Origin of the sequence: Mesorhizobium sp. B2-5-7, assembly GCF_006440875.1 — a bacterium.
Taxonomy (GTDB): domain Bacteria; phylum Pseudomonadota; class Alphaproteobacteria; order Rhizobiales; family Rhizobiaceae; genus Mesorhizobium; species Mesorhizobium australicum.
The window spans coordinates 327,481-351,514 of record NZ_VFUO01000003.1 but is presented as its reverse complement, the minus strand read 5'-3'; the positions used below and the strand labels follow the sequence as shown (position 1 = coordinate 351,514).

Below are 24,034 nucleotides of genomic sequence, written 5' to 3'. Positions count from 1 at the left end.
GCGAGCCGCAAATGGCATTGCTGTCATAGTCGGTTCACGGTGTCGTCATTGTGACGGCACCATCAGCGGCGCCCGCCGCGTCAGCCAGCCCGAGATTTTCTCCATCTGCGCGGCCAGCGACAAAAGCGTTTCCTCGTCGCCCGGCCGGCCGGCGGCCTGGATCCCGAGCGGCAGGCCGGCGTCCGTGACATGGACGGGGAGCGCGATCGACGGCTGGCCACTGACATTGTGGATCGCCGGCCAATGCGTGAACCAAAGACTCTTGTCCATCAATTGGCCGAACAGCGGTTTGATCCTGAGCAGCGCGGTGAGGTGAAGCTTGTCGAGCAGGTTTTCGATCAGTTCGTCGGCGCCTTTCGGATCCATGGCGCCGCAGGCGAGCGGCGGGTGCGCGATAACAGGCATCAGTACCGCATCATAGCGCGCGGTCTCCGTGATCAGTTGCCGCGAGGTGGCATGTAGGCGCTGCAGGCCGGCATAGGTTTCGCCGGCCGAGATCATCTCGCCCAACCGGCCGAGCACGCGCGTGGCGCGCTCGATATCGCCCGTCACCGAGCGGCCGACGCGCAGCGCTTCACCCCGCAACGAGCCGGCGACGGCGGAGGCGACCGTCGTGCAGAAATCGGCGAAGAAATCGCGGCCGATAAAAGGCAGATCGATGTCCTCGACCGAATGGCCGCCCTCGCGGGCGAGTGCCACGGCAATGTCGAGCGCCTTCAGCGTCTCGGCCGAAATTGGCAAGCCCAGCGGCGACTTGCGGTACACCGCCAGCGTGAGCTTGCCGGGATCCCGCGCGGCAGCAGCGGCGAACGAGCTTTTTGGCGGGCGCGCGGCATAAGGCGCGAGCGTATCGGGACCATGGGTGAGGTCGAGCAGCAGCGCGCAGTCGCGCACCGAGCGAGTGACGGCGTGATCGACGACCATGCCGTACCAGCTTTCGCTCACCAGTGGGGACAACGGGACACGGCCGCGCGAGGTCTTGAGGCCGACAAGGCCGCTGCAGGCCGAAGGCACGCGGATCGAGCCGCCGCCATCCGACGCATGCGCCACCGGCACGACGCCGGCGGCGACCAGGGCTGCCGAACCGCCCGACGAGCCGCCGGTGGTGTGGCCGGTATTCCAGGGATTGCGGGTGACGCCAAAGGCCTTGGATTCCGTCATCAGCCGCAGCCCGTGCTCGGGTGACGTCGAGGTGACGATCGGAATCAGCCCGGCGGCGAGATAGCGTTCGGTCATCACCGAGTTGAAATCGGGCACCCAGGCCGGAATGCGGCTGCCGCCATGCGAGGGCACGCCCTTGATGGCGATGCCGAGATCCTTGATGGCGAAGGGGACCCCAGCCAGCGGCAGCGAACGGTCGATGCTCTTTGCCCGGGTCCGTGCCGCCTCGTAGAGCGGCTCGGCCGTGGCATTGATTTCGGGGCGGGTGGCCTCGGCACGGGCGATCGCCGCTTCGGTCAACTCGATCGCCGATAGTTCGCCCCTGCGCACCAGACCGGCAAGACCGGTTGCGTCTTCTTCCCAAAGGATTCGTTCGACCGACATGTGCGCTCCCCCATTGCTGCCAAGCTAGTCAGCGGCAATTCCCTTGGCAATCCAGGCTGATAGTGTCTCAGTTTGGAGTTTGGCGGCGACTTTTAAACGGCTATCTCCCGGCGTTGGAAGGGGGCGCAATCGCCCCCGGAACAATGTCGGTGTTTTGGGCAACCTTTATCCGCCAGCCCGACTGTTCTTCCTTCAAAACCAGAAGCAGAATGCCTTCTCGTTTTCCGGCGGATGAGCCGTCCGGAGCGGATGCGCCGGTCAGGATCCATGAATAATGCACCGATGCAATGCCGGAAGACAATTCAACAACTGACGAGACAACACCCTTCAATCGGCTGTCACGAAACATGGTTTCATGAGTTGCGCGGTGCGCCCTTTCGATCTCGGTGCGGTTCTTCCACCACATGCCCACGACATTGACGAAATTGGCGTCGTCGGCGAACAACGCCGCGAAGTCGTTCATATCGTGTCTATTCCAGGCATCGGCAAAGGCAGTGGCGACATCCTCAGGTTTGGCGAGCACCAATCCCATGACAAATCTCCCTTGCTTCGGCTGAAGCGTAGCATGTCGGGGGAAGCGCCTCAAACGCGATTGCCAGCTTTTGACTTCAAACCGGGACACTGTCTCGGGGCAGGTGTGCGGACGCCGAACTTTAGGTGCACAGCATATTTCCGGCGTTGCAAATACAGCGCAATTGCCTAATTTGGCGCGCATGACGCCGCAGGACATTACCAAGCTGATCGTCCGGACTTCGATGAAAGATCGGGCAGCGTTCGATCTGCTTTACCGGCACACCAGTGCGAAACTTTTCGGCGTATGCCTTCGTGTATTGAACGACCGGGGAGATGCTGAAGAAGCGCTGCAGGAAGTCTTCGTCAAGATCTGGACGAAGGCGGATCGCTTTGCTGTCTCCGATCTGAGCCCGATCTCCTGGCTGGTGGCAATCGCGCGCAATCATGCGATCGATCGCATCCGAGCGCGGCGCAAGCCCGCCGCCGATATCGATGCCGCGCTCGACGTGGCCGATCCGGCGCCGGGACCTGAAGCGATGGTGGTGGCGGGCGACGAGACCGAACGGATCCATCATTGTCTCGATGAATTGGAGAAAGACCGGGCGGCGGCCGTCCGGGGCGCTTATCTCAAGGGCGAAAGCTATGCCGAACTGGCGGAACGCCACGGCGTGCCGTTGAACACGATGCGCACCTGGCTGCGCCGCAGCCTGATGAAACTCAGGGAATGTCTGGAAAGATGACGCTGGCAGAGGACAACGGACCGGAACGTGGAGGCGACGAGCTGTTCGCCGCCGAATACGTTCTTGGCGTGCTGCCGGTCGAAGAGCGGCAGATAGCCTCCAGGCGCATCGACGCCGAGACCGATTTCGCGCGGCTGGTCGACGGCTGGGAAGTTCGCCTGTCGCCGCTGGGCGCGGCCTATCTTGAAATCGAGCCGCCGGCTTCGGTGAAGCCGGCGATCGACCGCCGGTTGTTTTCATCCGCCGCCACCACGCCTGCCGAGCCGCGCGCAAGCCTGTGGTCCAGCCTCGCCTTCTGGCGCGGCCTTGCGGTGGCGGCTGTTGCCGCGCTGGCGCTTTACGTCGCCGTCCCCTATGTCAACCGGCCGGCTGAACAGCCGCAGGCGCGACTCGTCGCTTCGCTGGCCGCCGACGGCAGTGACGTCAAATATCTCGCCGTCTATGATTCCGAACGGCATGAAGTCAGCCTTTCGCATGTTTCCGGCGCGCTCGCCGCCGGCAAGGACTTCGAACTCTGGATGATCGAGGGCAAGAACGCGCCGATCTCGATGGGCGTCATCCCGGTTGGTGCGACGGCGCATATTGGCGTCTCGCCCACCACGCAGCGGAAACTCGCGCAGGGCGCCGTGCTGGCCGTCAGCCTCGAACCCACCGGCGGTTCGCCGACCGGGCAGCCCACCGGGCCGGTGGTTGCCGCGGGCGATTTGAAGGGCATCTGATCGAGCCTTCGCACTGGCGGCGCCTGGATAGAACAGGCTCAGTCTATCTCCGTTCCATATGTCTAAATGGACCGGTAGCCGGCGAATTGCCAAGGCAGAAAATACATCCACAGTGAAAATAAATCAAAAATCCGCGAAATATTCTGAAACTCACGCATCTGTGTTCCGTATCTCCTTGCGTCCCCAAAATGGGAAGAGAAAACCCGAGGAGTTTTGATACAATGCGTAGATTCGCCACCCTTTTGCTCGCCGGCACGATCGCTGTCTCCGCGCTTGCCACGGCTGCTTATGCTGAAAACCCGATGGTCGGCGGCGCCGCCATGTTTGCCAACAAGACCATCGTCGACAATGCCGTCAATTCGAAGGATCACACGACGCTGGTCGCCGCCGTCAAGGCGGCCGGTCTTGTCGAGACCTTGCAGGGCGCCGGCCCGTTCACCGTCTTCGCGCCGACCAATGAAGCCTTCGCCGCCCTGCCGGTCGGCACGGTCGAGACGCTGCTCAAGCCCGAGAACAAGGACAAGCTCGTCAAGATCCTGACCTGCCATGTGATTGGCGCCAAGGCGATGGCGGCGGATGTGGTGTCCATGGCCAAGGCCGATGGCGGCACGCACAAGGTCAAGACGGTCGGCGGCTGCGAGCTGTCGCTGAAGGCCGACGGTGGCAAGGTCACCGTCACCGACGAGAACGGCAATGTCGCCAATGTGACCATCGCCGATGTCGAACAGTCCAACGGCGTCATCCACGTCATCGACAAGGTTCTGCTCCCGAAGATGTGATCGGGCCGAAGATGTAACGAGGCGCTTGTCGCGGACGAACCTGCTGCAAGAGCTCTCCGTCGATCGCGCCGTCTCGCTCCCGTGATCCGCAATCGACACGCGTGCTCCGCGCCGCCCACGATCGAAAGTGGACGGCGCGGAGTGTCGTTTGGGGCAACCGTCACCGGCTTTTGACTTTCGGGCGGCGGCATAGTTTGGCAAAACAGACGACAGGAGGAACTGGTCATGAACCGTCGCGACTTTCTTTTGAGCGGTGCCGCCGCTATCGGCGTCATCGGAACCGCGGCAGCAATGCTGCGCATGGGCAGCCCGCAGGCCGCGCAGGCCGCCGAAAAATTCGAGGTCGCCAAGACCGAGGACGAGTGGAAAGCCATCCTGTCGCCGGCCGCCTTTAACGTCCTGCGCAAGGAAGGCACCGAATATCCAGGCACCAGCCCGCTGCTCAACGAACACCGCAAGGGCATCTTCGCCTGCGCCGGCTGCGACCTGCCGGTCTATCCCTCGGAGACGAAATTCGATTCCGGCACCGGCTGGCCGAGTTTCTGGCAAGAGATCGCCAATGGCATCGGCAAGACCGAGGACCGGTCGCTGGGCATGACCCGCACCGAAGTGCATTGCCGCCGCTGCGGAGGCCATCTCGGCCATGTCTTCGATGACGGTCCGGCGCCGACCGGCCTGCGCCACTGCATCAATGGGGTGGCGCTGACCTTCAAGCCCGCCGCCGCCTGAGGACCCAAAGGCAATAAAAAAACTCCGGGCTTTGCGGCCCGGAGTTTTTTGCGTGGGTCGGAGCTTTCGGGCGTGGACTGGAGGAGCTTCCCGAAAACCGCTGCCACGATTCCTTGCTTCAGTGCCCGCCGCCTCCGCCGCCACCGGGCGCGGCCGGCTTCCTGATCAGCATGGTGAAGAACCCCAGCGTCCCGAACAGCACCGTCAGCAGATAGAACACATCCATGAAGGACAGCAGCGCCGCCTGCTGGTGGACCATGCCCGACAGCTTGGAGATCGCGGCACTGGTGGCGTCGAGGCCGGTGGTCTGCTCGAAATTGAGCGTCATGTTCTGCAGCTTGGCCTGCGCGGCGGCACTGCCCCACTGCACATGCTCGGAGAGCCGGGCATAGTGGAAGGCATTGCGGTCGATCAGCACGGTGTTGATGAGGGCGAGGCCGACGGCGCCGCCGAGGTTGCGGGTCAGATTGAACAGTCCCGACGCATTCTTCAACCGGTCCGGCGGCAAGGTGCCGAGCGCGATGTTGTTGATAGGCACCATGCACAGCATCATCGAACAGCCGCGCAGGATCTGCGGGATGAGCAGCTCGTAGAAATCCCAGTCGGCGGTCAGGTGCGTCATCCACCAGGTACCGGTGGCGAAGCCGAACAGGCCGATCATCATCATCAGCCGCAGGTCCATCTTGCTCGACAGGATGCCGGATATGGGCGCGGTGACGAACATGGCCAGGCCGCTGACGAACAGCGCTTCGCCGATCATCATCGAATCGTAGCCGCGGATGCGTCCGAGGAAGACCGGATAGAGATAGGTCAGGCCATAGAGACCGATGCCGATGACGAAGGAAAACAGCGAGCCGAAGGCGAAGTTGATGTTGCTGAACGCCTTGAGGTCGACGATCGGCTCCTCGGCGGTGAAGACACGCCAGAAGAAGATCACCGCGCCGATGGTCATGACGATGGCGCAGATGAAGACGCCCTGGTCCTGCAGCCAGTCATTGTTCGGGCCTTCTTCAAGCACGTATTCCATACAGCCGAGGAAGGCCGCCATGCCGGCCAGGCCCCACCAGTCGAACTTCGAGAACAGCTTGAGATTGGGCTTGTCGAAATCGATCAGCGACCAGGCAGCGGTCGCCACGAGGATGCCCGGCACGACATTGACCAGGAACAGCCAGTGCCAGGAAAAAGCGTGGCTGATATAGCCGCCGACGGTCGGGCCGATGGTCGGCGCCAGTGTCGCCACTAGGCCGATCATCGGCGAGACGATGGCACGGCGCGAGGGCGGGAAGATGGTGAAGGCCGCGGCGAAAACGCTCGGGATCATGCCGCCGCCGATGAAGCCCTGCACGGCGCGGTAGACGATCATCTGGTCGATGTTGGTGGCGGTCGCGGCAAGGGCGCTCGCCGCGGTGAAGCCCGCCGCCGCGACGGTGAACAGCACGCGTGTCGACAGCATGCGGCTGAGGAAGCCCGACAGCGGGATCATGACCACCTCGGCGATCAGGTAGGCTGTCTGCACCCACGGGATCTCGTCGGAGCTGGCGCTGAGGCCGGCCTGGATCTCGGCCAGCGAGGCCGAAACGATCTGGATGTCGAGGATCGCCATGAACATGCCGAACACCATCGCCAGGAAAGCGATGACGCGGCGCGTCGAAATCGTGTCGGGGGCAGCCGGCATTGCCGGCGGCGATCCTGCGGTGATGGTTGCGGTTGCCATTTCCTGGCCCTCCTTGGGGCCCCGTTGAGGCAGGCCGGGCGGCTCGGTGCTTCAATCAGCCACCAAGCCGCCCTCCGAAAAGCGATCAGTTACTGGTGGCGGCAGGCGCGGTACGGCTGTCGACGGCGACGACGACGCTCAGGCCCGCGCGCAGCTTGCCGGTCTTCAGCGCATCGGCCGGTACGTCGATGCGGACCGGAACGCGTTGCACCACCTTGGTGAAGTTGCCGGTGGCGTTTTCAGGCGGCAACAGCGAGAACACCGCGCCCGAGGCCGGCGCCAGCGAGGAGACGGTTCCCTGGATGGGCTGGCCGTCGATGGCGTCGACCGAGATGTTGACCTTTTCGCCGGGCACGAGCCTGGCAAGCTGCGTCTCCTTGAAGTTGGCGACGATGTAAAGCTTGTCCATAGGCACGACCACGGCGAGCTTTTGGCCGGGGCTGACCAGATCGCCCTGTTCGACGGAGCGGTTGCCGACGACGCCGTCATAAGGCGCCTTGAGCACCGTGAAGGAGAGGTCGCGCGCGGCCTTGTCGCGGCCGAGCTGCAGGGATGCCAGCGTGCTGGCGGATTCCGCGCGCTGTGCCTCGAGCACACCGATATTGGCCTGCGCGGCGGCGATCTGTGCGTCGGCGCCGACGAGCGCGGCATTGGCCTGGTCGAGCGCGGTCTGGGCGTCGTCCAGCTGTGCCTGCGTGCCGACATGGGTCTTGACCAGTTGCGCGGCGCGCTGCTGGGCCCGGCCGGCATTGTCGGCGGCGGCCCGATCGGCGACCTTCTGCGCCTGCGCCTGCTGAAGCGAGGCTTGCGCGGCCTTGGTCTGCGCGTCGATGCGGTCGAGCGTCTTGGCCAGCGTGGCGATCTGCGCCTCGGCCTGGGCGACGGCGATCTTGTAGTCGCCGGCGTCGATCGTCAGCAATGGATCGCCGGCCTTGACCTGCTGGTTCTCGCTGACGAGGACCTGGTCGACATAGCCCGAAATTTTTGGCGAGACGAACGCCATGTCGGCCTGGACATAGGCGTCGTCGGTGGAGATCATGAAGCGGCCCGTGGTCCAGTAGTCATAGCCATACCAGGCGCCGCCGCTCAGAAGGGCAAGGCCGATGATCGGCAGCAGGAAGGAGCGCACCGAGCGCTTTTTCTTGGCCGGCGCTTCCGCCGGCGGCGGTGCGACGACCGGCTGGAGGGGAATTTCCGGAGCTTCCGTCGCCGGCGCGACCTTGGCGTTGGGGAAAGGGCGGACTTCGGCTGATGTTGACGCGGTCGAGGACATGACATCTCTCTAAAGTTATAATACTGAACCGTTCGGTTCGATCAGGCCGTTGACATAGCGCGTAAAGAAGACCATATCAAGAGGCAATCGAACCGATTGGTTCGAATTATTTCGAGGTCCGACTTTTATGGTTGAGATTGTACGCAACAGCGAAACCGATCCGTGCGAAGACCTGCTGGACGGTCTGCGCCGCGGCCGCCCGGCCGCTGGACAGGACCCGGTCAAGCGCAGCCAGATCATCGATGGCGCCCGTCGTGTCTTCATCGAAAAGGGCTTCGAGGCCGCCTCGATGAACGACATCACCCGCGAGGCCGGGGTCTCGAAGGGCACCATCTACGTCTACTTCGCCAACAAGGAAGAGCTGTTCGAAGCGCTGATCGAGGAAGAGCGCGGCACCATCTTCAAGAACATGTACGACATGCTCGACCGCGCCGACGACTTGCGCCAGACGCTGGTGAAGTTCGGCAAGGTTCTGTCGATGAAGATCACCTCGGCCAGGGTCATCCAGGCGCAACGCACGGTGATCGGCGCCTCCGACAGAATACCCGATATGGGCGCTCGCTTTTACGAACGCGGACCCAAGCGCGGCCATGACAAGGTGGTGACGTTCCTCAACGCCGCCATCGAGCGCGGCCTGCTGGAGATCGACGATGTCGACCTCGCCGCCTATCAGTTCACCGAACTGTGCCTGGCCGGTCTTTTCCGGCAGTGCATCTTCGCCTATCGCACCAAGGCCCCGACCCAGGACGAGATCGACCACATCGTCAGGTCGGGCGTCAACATGTTCCTGAAGGCCTACGGCACCGAAAGGCTGGCAGAGGAAGAAAGCCACGAGATGATTGCAATCGAGGCGAAACCTTAGAAGCAATCCAGGAAATTGCGTGCAGGTTTCCGTCCGAATGCGAGAAAACAGGGAGATAGAGCTGCCCGTTCTGATGGCCGACCTATCCCAGCTTTTTACCCGCCATTGGCGGCGAGCACGATCGCGGCCTGCAATTCCTCCAGGCCTTCGCCTTTTTCCGATGACGTCGCCAGCACGAACGGGAACGCCGCGGGACGCTTCTTGATCTTGGCCAGCGTCTCCTCGATCAGCCGCGGCACGCCGGCGGCCTTGATCTTGTCGGTCTTGGTCAGCACGATCTGGTAGGACACCGCCGCCTTATCGAGCAGCGACAGCACTTCGTCGTCCTTGGCCTTGATGCCGTGGCGGGCATCGATCAGCACATAGACCCGCTTCAGCGTGACCCGGCCCTTGAGATAGTCGAAGACCAGCTTGGTCCACTCGTCCACCTTCTCCTTGGGCGCGGTGGCATAGCCGTAGCCCGGCATGTCGACCAGCGCCATTGGCGGCAGGTCGGTGCCCTCGCCCGAAAATCCATCCGGCACGAAATAGTTGAGCTCCTGCGTGCGCCCCGGCGTGTTGGAGGTGCGCGCCAGGCCCTTCTGGTTGACCAGCGCATTGATCAGCGACGACTTGCCGACATTGGAGCGGCCGGCGAAGGCGATCTCAGGCGGCCCTTCCGGCGGCAGGAACTTCATGGCCGGCACGCCGCGGATGAAGATCCACCCGCGCGTGAACAGGTCGGTGCCGATCGCGGTGCTGTTGGGAACGTTCAAGCTGCTGCCTCCAGAAGAGAAATATCGGCGCCCCTGATGGCGTCGAGGTTGCGGCCGATCTTGTCCACCGGCCAATCCCACCATGCCACCGCCAGCAGCCGCCGGACCGTCCTGTCGTCGAAACGCATCTTGACCACTTTCGCGGCGTTGCCGGCGACGATCGCATAGGGCGGCACATCGTGCGTCACCACCGATTTGGCGGCGACGATGGCGCCATGCCCGATTTCCACGCCGGGCAGGATCACAGCCTCCATGCCGATCCAGACATCGCTGCCGACCATTGTGTCGCCGCGCACTTCCTTCGACCACGTGGCTGGGTCAAAACCGTTTTCCCAGCCATGACCGAAGATGTTGAACGGATAGGTTGAAAAGCCGGACATCGCGTGGTTGGCGCCATTCATGATGAAGCGCGCGCCTTCGGCTATGGCGCAGAACTTGCCGATGATGAGCTTGTCGCCGATGAAGGGATAGTGATGCAGCACGCATTTTTCGGCGAACTTGTCCGGCCCGTCGGGGTCGTCATAATAGGTGAAGTCGCCGATCTCGATATTCGGCACTGTCACCAGAGGCTTCAGGAAGCCGACGCGTGTGTGCATCGGGATCGGGTGCTTGATGCCGGGGTTGGGTCCGTCCATGTCGAAGTCCGTCCAGGAATTGATAGCCACGCCGATCCGCAATCCGCGCGCCTGGTCAAAATAACGTGATCCGCCCTATAGCACCAATCGGCTGACGAGCGAGCCTTCCTTGCTCGCCATGCTCATTTGTCGCCGGGGCAGATCACGATCGGATTGGACAGCGCGCTGTCGAACCCACTGCCCTGATACACCTGCACGTTCGACGCTCCGGGCGGCAGCATGAAGCTGCCTTCGACGACTTTTTGATCGCCCGCCATCGTGTGTAGATCCCAGCTAAACGTGCAGAACTGCGGCGGCGCCTTGGATTCGACGTGGCTGCAATTGAGCTGTGCGCCGCCCAGCATGGCGGCGCCGCCACAACTGACCGCATCCTTGGCAGCCGCGGCGCCGGGGCACCCAATGAGAGCCGTGACGGCCGCGATCCCAATCCAATTCATCGCCAAATCCTTGCCGGCAAATCCACATCGCCAGGCGGCCTTTGCGGTGCCGTGGACCATGCGTTTTTTCCTGCCCGAGGCTTAATCGGTCTTGCGCGGCGCGTCCAGCGGGATTATGTGCATGATGATAATAAGCATGCTCACGAAAAATTGTCCATCGATCCCGATCTCCTGCCATGCCCTCTTCCCCCAATATCAGCTTCGTGCTGCACGACGTTGCGCGCCTGCTTCGCAAGCGGTTCGAGCAGCGGTCGCGCGCTTCGGGACTGACCCGCGCCCAGTGGCAGGTGCTGGCGTACCTTTCGCTGCATGAAGGCATCCACCAGAACAAGCTCGCCGACCTTATCGAGATCGTGCCGATCACGCTCGCCCGGCTGCTCGACAAGATGGAGGCCCGCGGCTTCATCGAGCGCCGGCCCGATCCCGCCGACCGCAGGGCCTGGCTGCTTTACCTGAAGCCGCAGGCCCGTCCGCTGCTCGAGATCATGCGCGGCAACGGCCAGAAAACTCGAGACGAGGCCTTCGCCGGCCTTTCGCCTGAGACACAGCAGCGTCTGCTGCAAACCCTAAGCTTGATCAAATCCAATCTGCTCGCGGCTTGCACCCAGCCGGCCGTCGACCGGGAGAAAATACATGGCTGAATCAACATATCCCAAAAAGCCCGCTGGAGACGAGACGCCATCGGGTCGAAGCGACCAGATCATCCAGCTCGACAATGAGCGGGAGCAGCGGCGGGCCAACGTCGTCATCGACAATGACGAGCTGGAAACGCCGGCCGCCCTGGAGCCTGCGGCACTCGAGGCTCCGGCCAAGGAGCCGCAGCCACGGCAGGCCCCCGCCGCCGTCGCCCCTCCTGTTCCGGCCAAACCGAAGCGCAGCCTGACACGGCCGGTCCTTTTTGCCCTGCTTCCGGTCGCGCTCGTCGTCGGTGGCTATTACTACGTCACCGGCGGCCAGATCATGACGACCGACAATGCCTATATCCAGGCCCAGTCGCTCGGCGTCTCCACTGACGTCTCCGGCACGGTGCAGGAGATCGACGTGCATGAGAACCAGGCCGTGAAGAAGGGCGACGCGCTGTTTCGCCTGCGGCCGGCCTCCTTCGAGACCGCTCTCGCCGCCGCCCAGGCCCAGCTCGGCACCGTGCGCAACCAGGTGCTGACCCTGGAGGCGAGCTACCAGCAGTCGCTGTCGCAGATCGAGCAGGCGCAGGCCGACATCCCCTATTATGAGGCCGCCTTCCAGCGGCAGCAGGATCTGCTCAAGACCTCCACCGCCTCGAAGGCGTCTTTCGACAGCGCCCAGCACGACCTCGTCACCGCGCGCCAGAAAGTGTCCGTCGCCAAGGCGCAGGCGCAGGCCACGCTCGCCCAGCTCGGCGGCGACGCCAAACAGCCGGTGGAGAAGAACCCCTTCTACCTGCAGGCCAAGTCGGGCGTCGACGATGCGCAGCGCAACCTCGCCGATTCCGTGGTCAAGGCGCCGTTCGACGGCATCGTCACCAATGTCGACGCGCTGCAGGTCGGCAAGTACCTGCCGGCTTCGCAGCCGGCGTTCAGCCTGGTCTCGTCGACTGACCTGTGGATCGCGGCCGAGCCGAAGGAAACCGAGCTGACCTATGTCAGGCCGGGACAGACGGCGACGATCAGCGTCGACACCTATCCGGGCGCCGTGTGGCACGGCACCGTTGCCTCGATCAGCCCCGCCTCCTCGTCGAGCTTCTCGCTGCTGCCGGCGCAGAACACCACCGGCAACTGGGTCAAGGTCGTGCAGCGCATCCCGATGCGCGTGACGATCGATGGTATCGACGGCAAGCCGCCGCTGCGCGGCGGCATGAGCGCGGTGGTCGACGTCGAGACGGGCCATGCACGCGGCCTGCCCGACTTCGTCACCAATCTCGTCGGCCTGTTCGGACAAAAGTCATGACCAGCGCGTCCGCGACAGCTGCCACGCCGGTGGTCGCCAATCGCGGCGCCATCACTGCCTGCGTGATCCTGGCCGTCATCATGCAGGCGCTGGACACCACCATCGCCAATGTCGCGCTGCCTTACATCCAGGGCAGCGTCTCGGCCAGCGCCGACCAGATCAACTGGGTTTTGACCTCCTACATCGTGGCGGCGGCGGTGATGACGCCGCCTTCGGGCTACCTCGCCAACCGCTTCGGCCGCAAGCGCATCCTCCTGACCTCGATCACCGGCTTCGTCGTTGCCTCGGTGCTGTGCGGCTTCGCGCAATCGCTGCCGCAAATCGTCGGCTTTCGCCTGCTGCAGGGCCTGTTCGGCGCGGCCCTGGTGCCGCTCTCGCAGAGCATCCTGCTCGATATCTACAGTGTGGAAGAGCGCGGCTCCGCCATGGCGCTGTTCGGCATTTCGGTGATGGTCGGGCCGGTGCTGGGCCCTGTCATCGGCGGCTGGCTGACCGAAAATGTCAGCTGGCGCTGGGTGTTCTACATCAACGTGCCGATCGGCGCCTTGGCCTTCGCCGGCGTGTCGCTGTACGTCCTGGAAACCAAGCTGGACTTCAAGGCGAGGCTGGATTGGCTGGGTTTCGGCATGCTCAGCATCACCATCGCCGCCTTGCAGATGTTTCTCGATCGCGGCGAGCAGCTCAACTGGTTCTCGTCATCCGAGATCATCGTCGAGGCGGTGATCTGCGCATCGGCCTTCTACATCTTCCTCGTCCACACCTTCACCGCCCGCAACACCTTCGTCAATCCGAGGCTGTTCCTGGACCGGAATTTCGCCGTCGGCATGATCTTCATCTTCATCATCGGCATCACCTACTTGGCCTCGCTGGCGCTGATGACGCCCTATCTGCAGACGCTGATGGGCTACCCCGTGGTGACGGCCGGCATCGTCATGGGGCCGCGCGGGCTTGGCACGATGGCCTGCATGTTCCTGGTCGGCCGGCTGATCGGCAAGGTCGACACGCGCTGGCTGCTGCTCATCGGCCTGCTGATCACCGCCTGGGCGATGTACGACATGACCGGCTGGACGCCCGACGTTTCGCAATGGACCATCATCTCCACCGGGTTCATCCAGGGGGCGGGGCTCGGCTTCCTGTTCGTGCCGCTGACCACCATAACCTTCGCCACGCTGGCGCCGGAGCGGCGCGCGGAAGGCACCGGCCTCTACAATCTGTCGCGCAACATCGGCTCCAGCGTCGGCATATCGGTGGTCACCGCGCTCCTGACGCAGAATGTGCAGATCAACCACGCCAGCATCGCCACCTATGTGACGCCCTTCAACCAGGCGTTCAACGATCCGGCGATCTTCCAGGCGATGAACCCCTACACCGCCGCCGGCCGCGCCGCGCTCGACGGCGTGGTAACGCTGCAGGCGACCGTTATCAGCTACATGAACGACTTCAAGCTGATGATGCTCCTGTCGCTGGCCGCCATCCCGCTGGTGCTCCTGCTGCGCAAACCGGGAACGCCGGCCAAGATCGACCACAGCGCTGTCATGGAATGAGGCGGTGGAAGCGGTCGGAAGTTGAGCGCCGCTGACGCCCATTCGCCCTCACAGGACGCAAAAAGAAACCGGGGTCCTGTGAGGGACGACAGGACCCCGGCCTCGCCGATACGGCTTCCCAAGAAACATGGCACCTCGTCACGAGGCGGGGATGGCGGACCGAGAAAGCCCCAACGGCCTGCCAACGCCCCCTTTCGCCGGAAGCCGTTACTTCGGCAACAGCACCTTGTTGACGACGTGAATGACGCCGTTCGACTGGTTGACGTCGGCGATCGTCACCTTCGCCTCGCCGCCGGACTCGTCCATGATGTAGAGCTTGCCCTTCTTGATCTCGGCCGTGAGCGTGTCGCCCGAGACGGCCTTCATCTCGTATTTGCCGCCCATCGCCTTGGCCTTCTTCATCATCTCGGCACCTGAAATCTTGCCAGCCACGACATGCGCGGTCAGCACCTTGGTGAGCTTGTCCTTGTTCTCGGGCTTGAGCAGCGTATCGACGGTGCCGGCCGGCAGTGCGGCGAAAGCCTCGTTGGTCGGAGCAAACACGGTGAACGGACCCGCGCTTTGCAACGTGTCGACCAGGCCGGCGGCCTTGACGGCGGCGACCAGCGTCGTGTGATCCTTCGACTTGACCGCGTTCTGCACGATGTTCTTGGTGGCGTACATCGGCGCGCCGCCGACATTCGGGTTCTTGGCGTGGGCTGGGGCGGCAATCGCCATGCCGGCGACAAGGGCTGATACGGCGATGGTCCTGAATGTGGGCAAGCGCATGTGGTCTTCCTCCGGGTGAGGGCTGATCGGAATTGATAGCCTTTGGAAACGCACAGGCAGTCACGCCGCGCGAGTGCTCGCAGTTTCGCCGATCACGGGAACGTGAACGGAGCCCTGCTCAAAGAAATACCTGGACGAACCGGGCTTTTTCGACAGGCCGCGCGATTGCGGACAGGCCGACCCGTCAGGCACTGGAAGTAAGTCCCGGACATTCAGATGCCGAAGGGAAATGTATCCGGTACCTTGCCGATGCTGTCGGTCGGCTTGCTGAGCGGCGTGACCGCGGACGTTCGATCGAACCAGACAAGGGCATCGAACTGGCGGGAGACGGACGAGTCCATGTAATGGCTGAGCCGTTCAGTCTCAGGCCTGTAGATAACGCCGATATAGCGTTCCGGCCTCGGCGCCGCCAGATCGGCGCCGAGCTGGCCATGGCGCTCAAAATCCAGCAGGAACGACGGTTTGCCGCTCTCGTGACACAGCCGCTCGAAGCTGCCCGGCAGCGACGGATTTACGTCCTTTACCTCCATCTCACGGTCCCAATCCGAGGCACAGGCGACAGTACCGGTATCCGTCCCGAAGCCGATCAGCGCCGCCTGGGCACCGAAGCGCTCCCGGCAGAGCTGGCCGATGTTCAACTCGTCACGGACAGTGCCCATGTCGGTATGCCGCGCGTCCCCGATATGCGAGTTATGCGCCCACACCACGGCCTTCGACTTCGGCCCATGCGCTTCGAGAAGTTGATCGAGCGTTTCAAACATGTGCCGATCGCGGAGGTTCCAGGTCTCGGCGCCACCATAATACATCACGCGGTAGTAGCGCTCGGCCGATGCGACCAGACGTGCACTCTGCTTGGCGTCGAGGAGATCGCCGTCGTCCTCCATCATGGATCGCTCGAACAGATCCATGCACTGTCGCACAACGGCCTCTTCGCAGGTTCTGTAGCCCGGCCGCAGCGCCGCGCGTCCGTAGGTGCTGGGCTCGTTCTGCCAGGGCATCAGACAGCCATAGCGCTCGCGTGCGACGGCGGCCGCTTCGGGATCGACCTTGTCCAGATAGGCAAGCACCGTGGCGATCGAGCCGCTCATATTGTAGAGATCGAGCCCATAGAAGCCTGCTTTCCGCGCATGACCGGGCACATCCCGGTTGTATTCATGCAGCCAGCCGATGAATTCGGACACCTCGGCGTTGCGCCACATCCAGGTCGGGAAGCGCTGGAAGAGCGGCTGCGCATCCGACCGCCGCTCCCCTCCGCGAACATACCGGTTGATCTGCGCCGCATCCGGCCAATCCGCCTCGACGGCCACGATGGTGAAGCCGTGTCGCTGGAGGAGGCGTCGGGTGACAGCCGCACGGGCACGATAAAATTCCGAAGTGCCGTGGCTCGCCTCCCCGAGCAGGACGACGCGCCGGCTGCCGAACCGATCGAACATCGCGCCGAAGGCCGGATCGTCGATCTGCGGCAAATCTTCGGCCGCCCTTGCAATTTGCTGCGGCAATGGAGGAGCGCGCGCCTCGCGCACCGATGCGTTTTCGTCGTGCCAGCCATGCTCGCCGATCAGCGGCACGAACATGACACCACCGAGGTCCTCCTCCTCGAACTTGTTTGCAGCGATCCGCGTGACGCGAACGAGCCGCTGGGAGTAGAGGTCTTCACCGACCGGGATGATCAGCCTGCCGCCGATCTCCAACTGCTCCTGCAAGCCGAGGGGGATGGACGTTCCGGCGGCCGCGACGACGATGGCGTCAAAGGGTGCCTTTTCCTGCCAGCCCTTCGTGCCGTCGCCGACCCTGACCTCGATATTTTGATAACCGGCGGCATTGAGCCGCCGCTCCGCCTGCTGCGCGAGCGATCGATGCCGCTCTATGGTGAAGACGTGTTCAGCAAGTTCGGCCAGCACGGCCGCCGCGTAGCCCGAGCCGGTGCCGATTTCCAGCACGCGATCGGTCGCCTCGATCTCGGCGATCTCCGCCATTTTCGCCACGATGAAGGGTTGCGAGATCGTCTGTCCGCTGCCGATCGGCAGCGGGCTGTCCTCATAGGCGAATTCCTCTAAACCCTCGTCGACGAATTGCTCTCGCGCAACCCGGCGTACCGCATTCAGAACCCGCCTGTCATGCACTCCACGGCGCGCGATGTGCGCCTCCACCATCCGATGCCTGGCGTGCTCGAAATCCAGCATGAGAGCCTCCAATCAGGCGATTCATCGGATCGACGTGATGTCATCTGAAGAGCGAAGGCGTTTCGGTGGCATTCGCTCTCCCGGCTCCCGGGCTCGGACCATCCGGTCTTCCTCGGCAGCCCACGCCGATCGCGCAGGCTTATTGGTTGGTTCGCCCGGTCTGCCGGGGATTGACGCCGCCTTGCGGCGTGGTGTCGTTATCGACATCTCCCTTGAAAGTGTTCTCGCCGTCCAGTTCCTCGTCCTCGTCGAGAAGATTGCCTCCCTTGATCGTGCCCCTGGAGGCGCCGATTCCGGGATTCTGCTTCAAATCCTTGTTGGTGGGCTTGGCCGTCTTTGGGTGAATGTTGCTGCTCATCGGAATGCCTCTCTGCAAGTTGCATGTGATGAGGTCGATCCGCTGCACTGCCTTGAATTTGGATGGGCGCGCCGACCTGATCCTCTCACGCGGGAGCTTACGAAGCCTTTTGCGCGAACTCTTGAACGCAGGATAAGTTCCATGCGGAACAATCCGGCAGCGGCGAGGGCCGGCTGATTTGCCGGCAATGACGGAGACCAGGAATTGCCGACTCGGTACCTGTTTTATAGCGTGCCGGACCACCGCATCGCTGAAACTAAAAGGCTGGGCCCCGTAGAACACAGGACCCAGCCGTCAAATCTGTTGCTTGCCGAGACCGTCCAACTTTATGGCTCAGTCGCTGGGGCGGGCTCTCTTGCCAAAGAGGCGCCGGCTATTCCGCCGGTGACGGTTTCTTGCGGAACAGCGCCACCAGATTGTCCCACAGCTCGATCTTGGCGCCCTGGCGCTTCATGATCACGCCCTGCTGCAGGATCGACAGCGTGTTGTTCCAGGCCCAGTAGATGACGAGACCGGCCGGAAAGCCCGCCATCATGAAGGTGAAGATGACCGGCATCCAGGTGAAGATCGCGGCTTGCGTCGGGTCCGGCGGCGTCGGGTTCATGCGCATCTGCAGGAACATGGTGACGCCCATGATCAGCGGCCACACACCGATCATCAGCATGTGCGGCAGCGTGACCGGCACCAGCCCGAACAGGTTGAAGATCGAGGTCGGATCGGGCGCGGCCAGATCCTGGATCCAGCCAAAGAACGGCGCGTGCCGCATCTCGATGGTGATGTAGAGCACCTTGTAGAGGGAGAAGAAGACCGGGATCTGCAGCGCCACCGGCCAGCAGCCGGCGAGCGGATTGATCTTCTCGGTCTTGTACAGCTCCATCATCGCCTGCTGCTGCTTCATCTTGTCGTCCGCGTATTTCTCGCGGATCTCGAGCATCTTGGGCTGCACCTTCTTCATGTTCGCCATCGACGCGTAGGACTTGTTGGCGAGCGGGAAGAAAATGGCCTTCACGATGACGGTGGTGGCCAGGATCGCCAGGCCGAAATTGCCGAGGAACTTGTAGAGCGTGTCGATCAGCCAGAACATCGGCTTGGTGATGAAGTGGAACCAGCCCCAGTCGATCAAAAGGTCGAACCGCTTGATATGGCGCTCTTCGGCATAGGCGTTGATCTTGCCGACTTCCTTGGCGCCGGCGAAGATTTCGGTCTCGACGGTCGCCGACTGGCCGGCCTCGACATTGATCGGGTCGGTCAGGAAGTCGGACTGGTAACGGTGGCGGCCATCCTCGAAATACGCATAGCGCGGCTGGAACGGCTGCTTCTCGGTCGGCACCAGCGTGACGGCCCAATATTTGTCGGTGATGCCGAGCCAGCCGTCGGTCGACTTGCCAGGCTGGTACTGCTTGTCCTTCTCGACCGAGGCGTATTTGTGTTCCTGCAGGCCTTCCGTGCCGGTGAAGCCGATGAGGCCTTCATGCAGCACATAGGTGCTGGCGACGGCCGGCTTGTCGTAGCGCGTGACACGGCCATAGTTGAACAGCGAAACCGCGCTCGAGCCTGAATTCTGCACCGTGTCCGACACGGTGAACATGTAGTTTGCGTCGACGGAGAAGGTGCGCTTGAAGGTCAGGCCCTTGTCATTGGTGTAGGTGAGCGTCACCGGCGTCGACGGGGTCAGCGTCGGATTGCCGTCCACGCTCCACACCGTCTCCGCACCCGGCACCGCGCCGGTCTTGTCGTTGCCGACAAAGCCGATCTCGGCGAAATAGCCGGTGGGCAGCGCCTGCGGGTTGAGCAGCTCGATCTCGGGCGAATTCTTGTCGACCGTCTCGGTGTAGTGCTTGAGCTTGAGGTCGTCGAGCCGCGCGCCGGTCAAATTGATCGAGCCCTCGAGGCTCGGCGTGTCGATCTTGACGCGCTTGGATGCCGCCAGCGCCTGATCGCGGCCGGCCACGGTGACCACGTCACCACCGGGCGCGTTGGGAATGGCGCCCGGGGTGGTCGCGCCTGGGGCCGGTGTCGATGCGCCCGGATTGGCCGCATCGGCCGCCTTCTTCTGTTCCTCGACGCGCTGCTGCTCGATCTTGGCGGCCTCGCGCTGCGCCTCGCTGCGCGGCAGCACGTAGAAGTACTGCCATACCGCCAGGATCAGCACCGACAGGGCGATGGTGATGAAGAAGTTCCGGTTGTTTTCCATCGAGAGCCCTTGGCCTATCGTGTTCCGCGAAGTCGGCGGGAGAGTTCGGCCTTCAACTGGCCGAAAGGGGCGCGCAGCGCATCATCGCGCCCGACGATGACATAATCATTGCCGGGCACCATGTCATCTGCGGCATGGACGCGGACGGCTTCTTTCAGCCGGCGCCTGACGCGGTTGCGCACAACGGCGTTGCCGACCTTCTTGGTGACGGTGTAGCCGACGCGCGGCACCCCGCCATCGCCGCGGTCGAGGACCTCGACGAGGAAAAACCGTCCGCGTCGCTTTTCACCACGACGGACGGCCAGGAATTCCGCGCGTTTCAGAAGCCGCTCGGGATTTTGCCCCACTGGCTTGCCGGTTGCGGGCAACGATCTCGTCTCGCTTAGGCGCTGAGCCGCTTGCGGCCGCGGTTGCGGCGAGCTGCGACGACGCCACGGCCACCCTTGGTGGCCATGCGGGCACGGAAGCCGTGCCGGCGTTTGCGGACGAGTTTGGACGGTTGGTAGGTACGCTTCATTTGTTTTAATACCGCGGGGTGCGGCCCTTCTTGATTCTGTCACTTTGTAACAGGAGCTTTGCCGGGCCGGTTTTGGCGCGATCGAAACCGCGCCGGGACGAATGGCCCGAGCGTGAGCGGGCTTATAGAAAGAAGGGTTTTGGAAGTCAATCCGGCGTCGGCGCCCTAAAGACGCACCTGTTTTGGAGCATCTATTTTTCCGACCAAGGGAGAAATTGGCAAAAAAGCCGTAATCGCCTAATCTTGGCTGATCAAGTGATTGTGAAGATCGAGTCGCATGAGCGAAGCCAGCCAAGCAGGGGAAGGGACCGGACCGGCGTCAGCCGCTGTCCGCACGGTACCGCTGTCGCGTGGTCTGTCGACGAAGCTGCTGCTGCTCACCATCGTTTTCGTGCTGCTGGCCGAAGTGCTCATCTTCCTGCCCTGGATCGCCAGTTACCGGCTGAGCTGGCTCAAGGAGAGGCTGAGCACGGCCGCAGCCGTGTCGATCGTGCTGGTGCAGGGCGAGTCGACCTCGCTGTCGCGTACGGCCCAGAATGACGTGCTGATGGCGATCGGCGCCAAGGCGATCGCGGTGCGCGACGGCGGCGTGTCGCGGCTTCTGGTGGTGGCCGACATGCCGCCGCAGGTCGACGAACACATCGATCTCGCCAGCGTCGGCATGATCAAGGGCATGACTGGCGCGCTGGATACGCTGTTTTTCGGCGGCGACAGGATGCTGCGCGTCTTCGGACCGGTCGGCGACAGCGACAAGGAGTTCGAGCTGATCATGCCGGACTACTCGCTCCGCAAAGCCATGCTCATCTATTCGCGCAACGTCGCTTTCGTGTCGCTATTGATCTCGCTGTTCACGGCCATGCTGGTCTATGCGGCGATCGACCTGATCATGATCGGGCCGATCCGCACCATGACGCGCTCGATGCTCTCCTTCTCGGAAGCTCCCGACGACCCTGGACGGATCATCCGCCCCGCTGCTCGTTCCGACGAGATCGGAGTGGCCGAGCGCGAACTGTCGCAGATGCAGGAGCGGCTGCAAAAGATGCTGGCCGAGCAGAAGCATCTGGCCGACCTCGGTCTCGCCGTGTCGAAGATCAACCACGACATGCGCAACATCCTGGCCTCCGCCCAGCTGATGTCGGACCGCCTGCGCCTGGTCAAGGATCCGACCGTGCAGGCCTTTGCGCCGAAGCTTCTGCGCGCGCTCGACCGCGCCGTCTCCTATTCGGAGGGCGTGCTTCATTACGGCCGCACGCAGGAGCCGCCGCCGTCGCGCCGCAGGGTGAGGCTGCGCCAACTGGTCGAGGACGTGCACGGCCTGCTCGACATCGAGCAGGGCATCGAGTTCATCAACGCGGTCGAGATGGCTTTCGAGGTGGATGCCGATTCCGACCAGCTCTTCCGGGTGCTCACCAATCTTTGCCGCAACTCGGTGCAGGCGATGGCGGCCGATACCGAAAGCGCCGTGGTGCGGCGGCTGGCGGTCTCGGCCGAGCGCATGGGCAGCGTAAGCCGCATCGCCGTCACCGACACCGGCCCTGGCCTGCCGCCCAAGGCGCGCGAAAACCTGTTCGCGGCCTTCCGCGGCTCGGCGCGCAGCGGCGGCACCGGCCTTGGCCTGGCGATCGCGCATGAACTGATCAGGGCGCATGGCGGCACGGTGGAATTGGTCGAATCGATCGGCGGGCGCACCACATTCGCCGTCACCATCCCCGACCAGCCGGTGCGGCTCGACCAGGCCCGTGGCAGCCTGCGCCGCCCAGCCTGACGGCTTCCGTCCCGTTTCCCGAGGTTACCACCTTGCGGACCCGTCGCTCTCTCCAACAGTTCCCGATCGCCAGGATCAGGCCGGTCACAGCGGCTCGAAGTGCCGGGATGGGCGTCGGCATCGCCGCATGACAGGCTTGCGACAAAACTTTTGCCGGATCGGCTTGCTTTTCGCAAATTCAGTCGTTAGGGAACTGCACACATTCGCGGCCGGTCTTTCGGACCGGATCGCGGGGCCGTCGAAAACATGGCCTGATGCGCGCCCGTAGCTCAGCTGGATAGAGCACCAGACTACGAATCTGGGGGTCAGGAGTTCGAATCTCTTCGGGCGCGCCAAATCTCCTAAGCCGCGGTTTATTGGGTGCACGGTCGATGGCAGCGGCTCAGCCAAGTGCCGGCAACACGCCGCTGTCTCACCCCACCGAACGTGCCGCCGCCCGGCCGGCGCTGCGGCCCGAGAAGATACAGCCCCCCAGGAACGTGCCCTCGAGCGCCGCGTAGCCATGCACGCCGCCCCCGCCGAAGCCCGCCACTTCACCGACCGCATAGAGGCCCGGCACCGGCTGGCCGCCGGCATCGAGCACGCGGCTGTCGAGATCGGTCTGCAGGCCGCCCAGCGTCTTGCGGGTCAGGATGTTGAGGCGCACCGCGATCAGCGGTCCGTTCGCCGGGTCGAGCATCTTGTGTGGCTTTGCCGTGCGGATCAGGCGGTCGCCGAGATAGGCGCGCGCGCCGCGCAGCGCGGTGACCTGCATGTCCTTGGAGAACGGATTGTCGAGTTGCATGTCGCGGGCGCGGATCTCGCGTTCGACCGTTGCGGCGTCAAGCAGCGGTTCGCCGCCGGCCAGCGCGTTCATGCGCGCGACCAGTTTCGAAAGATCGGCCTCGACGATGAAGTCCTCGCCCTTTTCCATGAACGCCTTGACCGGGCCGGGGATGCCGCTCGTGGCGCGGCCGAGCACCTGGCGCCAGCTTTTTCCCGTCAGGTCCGGGTTCTGCTCCGAGCCCGACAGCGCGAATTCCTTCTGGATGATCTTTTTCGTCAGGATGAACCAGGAATAATCGAAGCCGGTGCTCATGATGTGGCTGAGCGTGCCCAGCGTGTCGAAGCCGGGATAGAGTGGCACCGGCAGGCGTTTTCCCCGGGCATCGAGCCACAGCGAGGATGGGCCGGGCAGGATGCGGATCGCATGGTCTGTCCAGATCGGCGCCCAGTTCTTGATGCCCTCGACATAGTGCCACATGCGGTCGCGGTTGATGACCCTGCCGCCGGCCTGTTCCGATATGGCCAGCATGCGGCCGTCGACGTGGTCCGGCACGCCGGTGATCATGCGCTGCGGCGCGTTGCCCAGCCGCGTGGGCCAGTTTTCCCGCACCAGCCGATGGTTGGCGCCAATGCCGCCGGAGGCGACGATCACCGCCTGCGCTTGCAATGCGAAATCGCCTGATACCTCGCGCGGGCTCTTGTGGCCGCGCTCGACAGGACTCGGTTGCAGGATGTCGCCCTGTACGCCGGTCACGGCTGCACCCGTCCGCGTCAGGGCATTGACCCGGTGACGAAACCTGAAGTCGATCAATCCCCGCTTTTGCGCCTCGCGCACGCGCAGCACGAAAGGCTCGAGCACGCCGGGACCGGTGCCCCAGGTGATGTGGAAGCGCGGTACCGAATTGCCATGGCCGATGGCGTTGCCGCCGCCGCGCTCGGCCCAGCCGACGACAGGAAAGAATTTCAGGCCGCGCTCGATCAGCCAGGAGCGTTTCTCGCCGGCGGCGAAGCCGACATAGGCCTCGGCCCATTTGCGTGGCCAGTGGTCTTCCGGCCGGTCGAAGGCGGCGGTGCCCATCCAGTCCTCGAGCGCCAAGTCATGGGAGTCGCGGATGCGCATGCGCCGCTGCTCCTGTGAATCGACGAGGAAAAGCCCACCGAACGACCAGAACGCCTGGCCGCCCAGCGATTGCTCCGGCTCCTGGTCGACGATGATGATTTTCTTGCCCGCTTCCGCAAGCTCGGCGGCGGCAACCAGTCCGGCAAGGCCGGCGCCGACAATGATCACATCCGCGTCGTCAGCCATTTTTCCT

23 protein-coding genes and 1 tRNA gene are annotated in these 24,034 nt (G+C 63.5%); 10 read left to right on the top strand and 14 right to left on the bottom strand.

Translation table 11 applies throughout. The annotated features are described in order from the left end of the window. Nucleotides 1-45: 45 nt before the first annotated feature. A complete protein-coding gene (locus FJ543_RS15525) occupies nt 46-1,545 on the bottom strand; it encodes an amidase (protein ID WP_140789911.1) in 1,500 nt (499 codons plus the stop codon). Between the two features lie 100 nt (nt 1,546-1,645). Further along, entirely contained in the window at nt 1,646-2,077 is a 432-nt protein-coding gene (locus FJ543_RS15520; protein ID WP_015314408.1) for an SgcJ/EcaC family oxidoreductase, read from the bottom strand. Nucleotides 2,078-2,258: 181 nt separating this feature from the next. On the opposite strand from FJ543_RS15520, the gene FJ543_RS15515 reads away from it, so the two are divergent. From FJ543_RS15515 to msrB, 4 genes are all read left to right on the top strand, one after another. After that, nucleotides 2,259-2,798, top strand: coding sequence for a sigma-70 family RNA polymerase sigma factor (locus FJ543_RS15515; RefSeq protein ID WP_140615195.1), 540 nt, complete (start codon nt 2,259-2,261; stop codon nt 2,796-2,798). Then, nucleotides 2,795-3,517 carry an anti-sigma factor gene (locus tag FJ543_RS15510; RefSeq protein ID WP_140876186.1) on the top strand — a complete coding sequence of 241 codons (723 nt, stop codon included), beginning with the start codon at nt 2,795-2,797 and terminating at the stop codon, nt 3,515-3,517. Before FJ543_RS15515 ends, FJ543_RS15510 begins: the two co-directional genes overlap by 4 nt. 221 nt (nt 3,518-3,738) lie before the next feature. Further along, a complete protein-coding gene (locus tag FJ543_RS15505; RefSeq protein ID WP_140719176.1) occupies nt 3,739-4,296 on the top strand; it encodes a fasciclin domain-containing protein in 558 nt (185 codons plus the stop codon). A 225-nt stretch (nt 4,297-4,521) separates the two neighbouring features. Further along, nucleotides 4,522-5,025, top strand: a complete 504-nt coding sequence (msrB, locus tag FJ543_RS15500; RefSeq protein WP_015314404.1) for a peptide-methionine (R)-S-oxide reductase MsrB — start codon at nt 4,522-4,524, stop codon at nt 5,023-5,025. 118 nt (nt 5,026-5,143) lie between these two features. Here the strand turns inward: msrB and FJ543_RS15495 are convergent, their stop codons facing one another. After that, the gene (locus tag FJ543_RS15495; RefSeq protein ID WP_246678833.1) at nt 5,144-6,700 is read right to left on the bottom strand and encodes a DHA2 family efflux MFS transporter permease subunit; all 1,557 of its coding nucleotides are present in this window, start codon (nt 6,698-6,700) and stop codon (nt 5,144-5,146) included. A 124-nt stretch (nt 6,701-6,824) separates the two neighbouring features. Continuing rightward, nucleotides 6,825-8,012 (bottom strand): HlyD family secretion protein, encoded by a 1,188-nt coding sequence (locus FJ543_RS15490; protein WP_015314402.1) that lies wholly within the window; start codon nt 8,010-8,012, stop codon nt 6,825-6,827. A gap of 127 nt (nt 8,013-8,139) precedes the next feature. On the opposite strand from FJ543_RS15490, the gene FJ543_RS15485 reads away from it, so the two are divergent. Next, a complete protein-coding gene (locus tag FJ543_RS15485) occupies nt 8,140-8,874 on the top strand; it encodes a TetR/AcrR family transcriptional regulator (protein ID WP_140615188.1) in 735 nt (244 codons plus the stop codon). A gap of 95 nt (nt 8,875-8,969) precedes the next feature. Here FJ543_RS15485 and yihA read toward each other — a convergent pair whose 3' ends face one another. The 3 genes from yihA to FJ543_RS15470 form a co-directional block, all read right to left on the bottom strand. Then, complete coding sequence (yihA, locus tag FJ543_RS15480) at nt 8,970-9,629, bottom strand: ribosome biogenesis GTP-binding protein YihA/YsxC (protein ID WP_015314400.1); 660 nt, start codon at nt 9,627-9,629, stop codon at nt 8,970-8,972. Then, nucleotides 9,626-10,264 carry a CatB-related O-acetyltransferase gene (locus tag FJ543_RS15475; protein WP_181173996.1) on the bottom strand — a complete coding sequence of 213 codons (639 nt, stop codon included), beginning with the start codon at nt 10,262-10,264 and terminating at the stop codon, nt 9,626-9,628. Before FJ543_RS15475 ends, yihA begins: the two co-directional genes overlap by 4 nt. A gap of 122 nt (nt 10,265-10,386) precedes the next feature. Beyond that, nucleotides 10,387-10,761 (bottom strand): hypothetical protein, encoded by a 375-nt coding sequence (locus tag FJ543_RS15470; protein ID WP_246678828.1) that lies wholly within the window; start codon nt 10,759-10,761, stop codon nt 10,387-10,389. Nucleotides 10,762-10,877: 116 nt separating this feature from the next. Between FJ543_RS15470 and FJ543_RS15465 the strand changes: the two genes are divergently transcribed. From FJ543_RS15465 to FJ543_RS15455, 3 genes are read left to right on the top strand one after another with little or no spacing between them, the layout of a single operon-like run. After that, entirely contained in the window at nt 10,878-11,342 is a 465-nt protein-coding gene (locus FJ543_RS15465; protein WP_140660130.1) for a MarR family transcriptional regulator, read from the top strand. Continuing rightward, entirely contained in the window at nt 11,335-12,627 is a 1,293-nt protein-coding gene (locus FJ543_RS15460; protein ID WP_140875810.1) for an HlyD family secretion protein, read from the top strand. The genes FJ543_RS15465 and FJ543_RS15460 overlap by 8 nt, the downstream gene beginning before the upstream one ends. Continuing rightward, nucleotides 12,624-14,171 carry a DHA2 family efflux MFS transporter permease subunit gene (locus tag FJ543_RS15455; RefSeq protein ID WP_140660128.1) on the top strand — a complete coding sequence of 516 codons (1,548 nt, stop codon included), beginning with the start codon at nt 12,624-12,626 and terminating at the stop codon, nt 14,169-14,171. The genes FJ543_RS15460 and FJ543_RS15455 overlap by 4 nt, the downstream gene beginning before the upstream one ends. Before the next feature lie 207 nt (nt 14,172-14,378). Here FJ543_RS15455 and FJ543_RS15450 read toward each other — a convergent pair whose 3' ends face one another. The 6 genes from FJ543_RS15450 to rpmH all read right to left on the bottom strand — a co-directional run bounded on the left by FJ543_RS15450 (nt 14,379) and on the right by rpmH (nt 20,191). After that, nucleotides 14,379-14,939 carry a fasciclin domain-containing protein gene (locus tag FJ543_RS15450; protein ID WP_140875808.1) on the bottom strand — a complete coding sequence of 187 codons (561 nt, stop codon included), beginning with the start codon at nt 14,937-14,939 and terminating at the stop codon, nt 14,379-14,381. 212 nt (nt 14,940-15,151) lie between these two features. Then, nucleotides 15,152-17,122, bottom strand: a complete 1,971-nt coding sequence (locus FJ543_RS15445; protein WP_140875806.1) for a protein-L-isoaspartate(D-aspartate) O-methyltransferase — start codon at nt 17,120-17,122, stop codon at nt 15,152-15,154. Between the two features lie 139 nt (nt 17,123-17,261). Beyond that, complete coding sequence (locus FJ543_RS15440) at nt 17,262-17,480, bottom strand: hypothetical protein (RefSeq protein WP_015314392.1); 219 nt, start codon at nt 17,478-17,480, stop codon at nt 17,262-17,264. 373 nt (nt 17,481-17,853) lie between these two features. After that, the gene (gene yidC / locus FJ543_RS15435) at nt 17,854-19,674 is read right to left on the bottom strand and encodes a membrane protein insertase YidC (RefSeq protein WP_015314391.1); all 1,821 of its coding nucleotides are present in this window, start codon (nt 19,672-19,674) and stop codon (nt 17,854-17,856) included. 14 nt (nt 19,675-19,688) lie between these two features. Further along, nucleotides 19,689-20,042 carry a ribonuclease P protein component gene (gene rnpA / locus FJ543_RS15430; protein WP_015314390.1) on the bottom strand — a complete coding sequence of 118 codons (354 nt, stop codon included), beginning with the start codon at nt 20,040-20,042 and terminating at the stop codon, nt 19,689-19,691. Between the two features lie 14 nt (nt 20,043-20,056). Then, nucleotides 20,057-20,191 carry a 50S ribosomal protein L34 gene (gene rpmH, locus FJ543_RS15425; protein ID WP_008833937.1) on the bottom strand — a complete coding sequence of 45 codons (135 nt, stop codon included), beginning with the start codon at nt 20,189-20,191 and terminating at the stop codon, nt 20,057-20,059. 277 nt (nt 20,192-20,468) lie between these two features. On the opposite strand from rpmH, the gene FJ543_RS15420 reads away from it, so the two are divergent. Together FJ543_RS15420 and FJ543_RS15415 are read left to right on the top strand one after the other, a co-directional pair. Beyond that, nucleotides 20,469-21,956: a HAMP domain-containing sensor histidine kinase gene (locus tag FJ543_RS15420; protein WP_140875804.1), complete on the top strand. Its 1,488-nt coding sequence runs from the start codon at nt 20,469-20,471 to the stop codon at nt 21,954-21,956. A gap of 258 nt (nt 21,957-22,214) precedes the next feature. Then, nucleotides 22,215-22,291 (top strand) — tRNA-Arg (locus FJ543_RS15415). Between the two features lie 77 nt (nt 22,292-22,368). Here the strand turns inward: FJ543_RS15415 and FJ543_RS15410 are convergent. Then, complete coding sequence (locus FJ543_RS15410) at nt 22,369-24,027, bottom strand: FAD-binding dehydrogenase (RefSeq protein WP_140824183.1); 1,659 nt, start codon at nt 24,025-24,027, stop codon at nt 22,369-22,371. Nucleotides 24,028-24,034 lie beyond the last annotated feature (7 nt).

What these genes read in the sequence shown, in the direction of transcription:
- yidC (WP_015314391.1), bottom strand. Translation starts at nt 19,674, where the DNA reads ATGGAAAACAACCGGAACTTCTTCATCACCATCGCCCTGTCGGTGCTG.
- FJ543_RS15505 (WP_140719176.1), top strand. Translation starts at nt 3,739, where the DNA reads ATGCGTAGATTCGCCACCCTTTTGCTCGCCGGCACGATCGCTGTCTCC.
- FJ543_RS15440 (WP_015314392.1), bottom strand. Translation starts at nt 17,480, where the DNA reads ATGAGCAGCAACATTCACCCAAAGACGGCCAAGCCCACCAACAAGGAT.
- FJ543_RS15445 (WP_140875806.1), bottom strand. Translation starts at nt 17,122, where the DNA reads ATGCTGGATTTCGAGCACGCCAGGCATCGGATGGTGGAGGCGCACATC.
- FJ543_RS15510 (WP_140876186.1), top strand. Translation starts at nt 2,795, where the DNA reads ATGACGCTGGCAGAGGACAACGGACCGGAACGTGGAGGCGACGAGCTG.
- FJ543_RS15495 (WP_246678833.1), bottom strand. Translation starts at nt 6,700, where the DNA reads ATGCCGGCTGCCCCCGACACGATTTCGACGCGCCGCGTCATCGCTTTC.
- FJ543_RS15460 (WP_140875810.1), top strand. Translation starts at nt 11,335, where the DNA reads ATGGCTGAATCAACATATCCCAAAAAGCCCGCTGGAGACGAGACGCCA.
- FJ543_RS15485 (WP_140615188.1), top strand. Translation starts at nt 8,140, where the DNA reads ATGGTTGAGATTGTACGCAACAGCGAAACCGATCCGTGCGAAGACCTG.
- msrB (WP_015314404.1), top strand. Translation starts at nt 4,522, where the DNA reads ATGAACCGTCGCGACTTTCTTTTGAGCGGTGCCGCCGCTATCGGCGTC.
- FJ543_RS15455 (WP_140660128.1), top strand. Translation starts at nt 12,624, where the DNA reads ATGACCAGCGCGTCCGCGACAGCTGCCACGCCGGTGGTCGCCAATCGC.
- rpmH (WP_008833937.1), bottom strand. Translation starts at nt 20,191, where the DNA reads ATGAAGCGTACCTACCAACCGTCCAAACTCGTCCGCAAACGCCGGCAC.
- FJ543_RS15475 (WP_181173996.1), bottom strand. Translation starts at nt 10,264, where the DNA reads ATGGACGGACCCAACCCCGGCATCAAGCACCCGATCCCGATGCACACA.
- FJ543_RS15515 (WP_140615195.1), top strand. Translation starts at nt 2,259, where the DNA reads ATGACGCCGCAGGACATTACCAAGCTGATCGTCCGGACTTCGATGAAA.
- FJ543_RS15420 (WP_140875804.1), top strand. Translation starts at nt 20,469, where the DNA reads ATGAGCGAAGCCAGCCAAGCAGGGGAAGGGACCGGACCGGCGTCAGCC.
- FJ543_RS15450 (WP_140875808.1), bottom strand. Translation starts at nt 14,939, where the DNA reads ATGCGCTTGCCCACATTCAGGACCATCGCCGTATCAGCCCTTGTCGCC.
- FJ543_RS15410 (WP_140824183.1), bottom strand. Translation starts at nt 24,027, where the DNA reads ATGGCTGACGACGCGGATGTGATCATTGTCGGCGCCGGCCTTGCCGGA.
- FJ543_RS15470 (WP_246678828.1), bottom strand. Translation starts at nt 10,761, where the DNA reads ATGGTCCACGGCACCGCAAAGGCCGCCTGGCGATGTGGATTTGCCGGC.
- FJ543_RS15520 (WP_015314408.1), bottom strand. Translation starts at nt 2,077, where the DNA reads ATGGGATTGGTGCTCGCCAAACCTGAGGATGTCGCCACTGCCTTTGCC.
- FJ543_RS15525 (WP_140789911.1), bottom strand. Translation starts at nt 1,545, where the DNA reads ATGTCGGTCGAACGAATCCTTTGGGAAGAAGACGCAACCGGTCTTGCC.
- FJ543_RS15465 (WP_140660130.1), top strand. Translation starts at nt 10,878, where the DNA reads ATGCCCTCTTCCCCCAATATCAGCTTCGTGCTGCACGACGTTGCGCGC.
- FJ543_RS15490 (WP_015314402.1), bottom strand. Translation starts at nt 8,012, where the DNA reads ATGTCCTCGACCGCGTCAACATCAGCCGAAGTCCGCCCTTTCCCCAAC.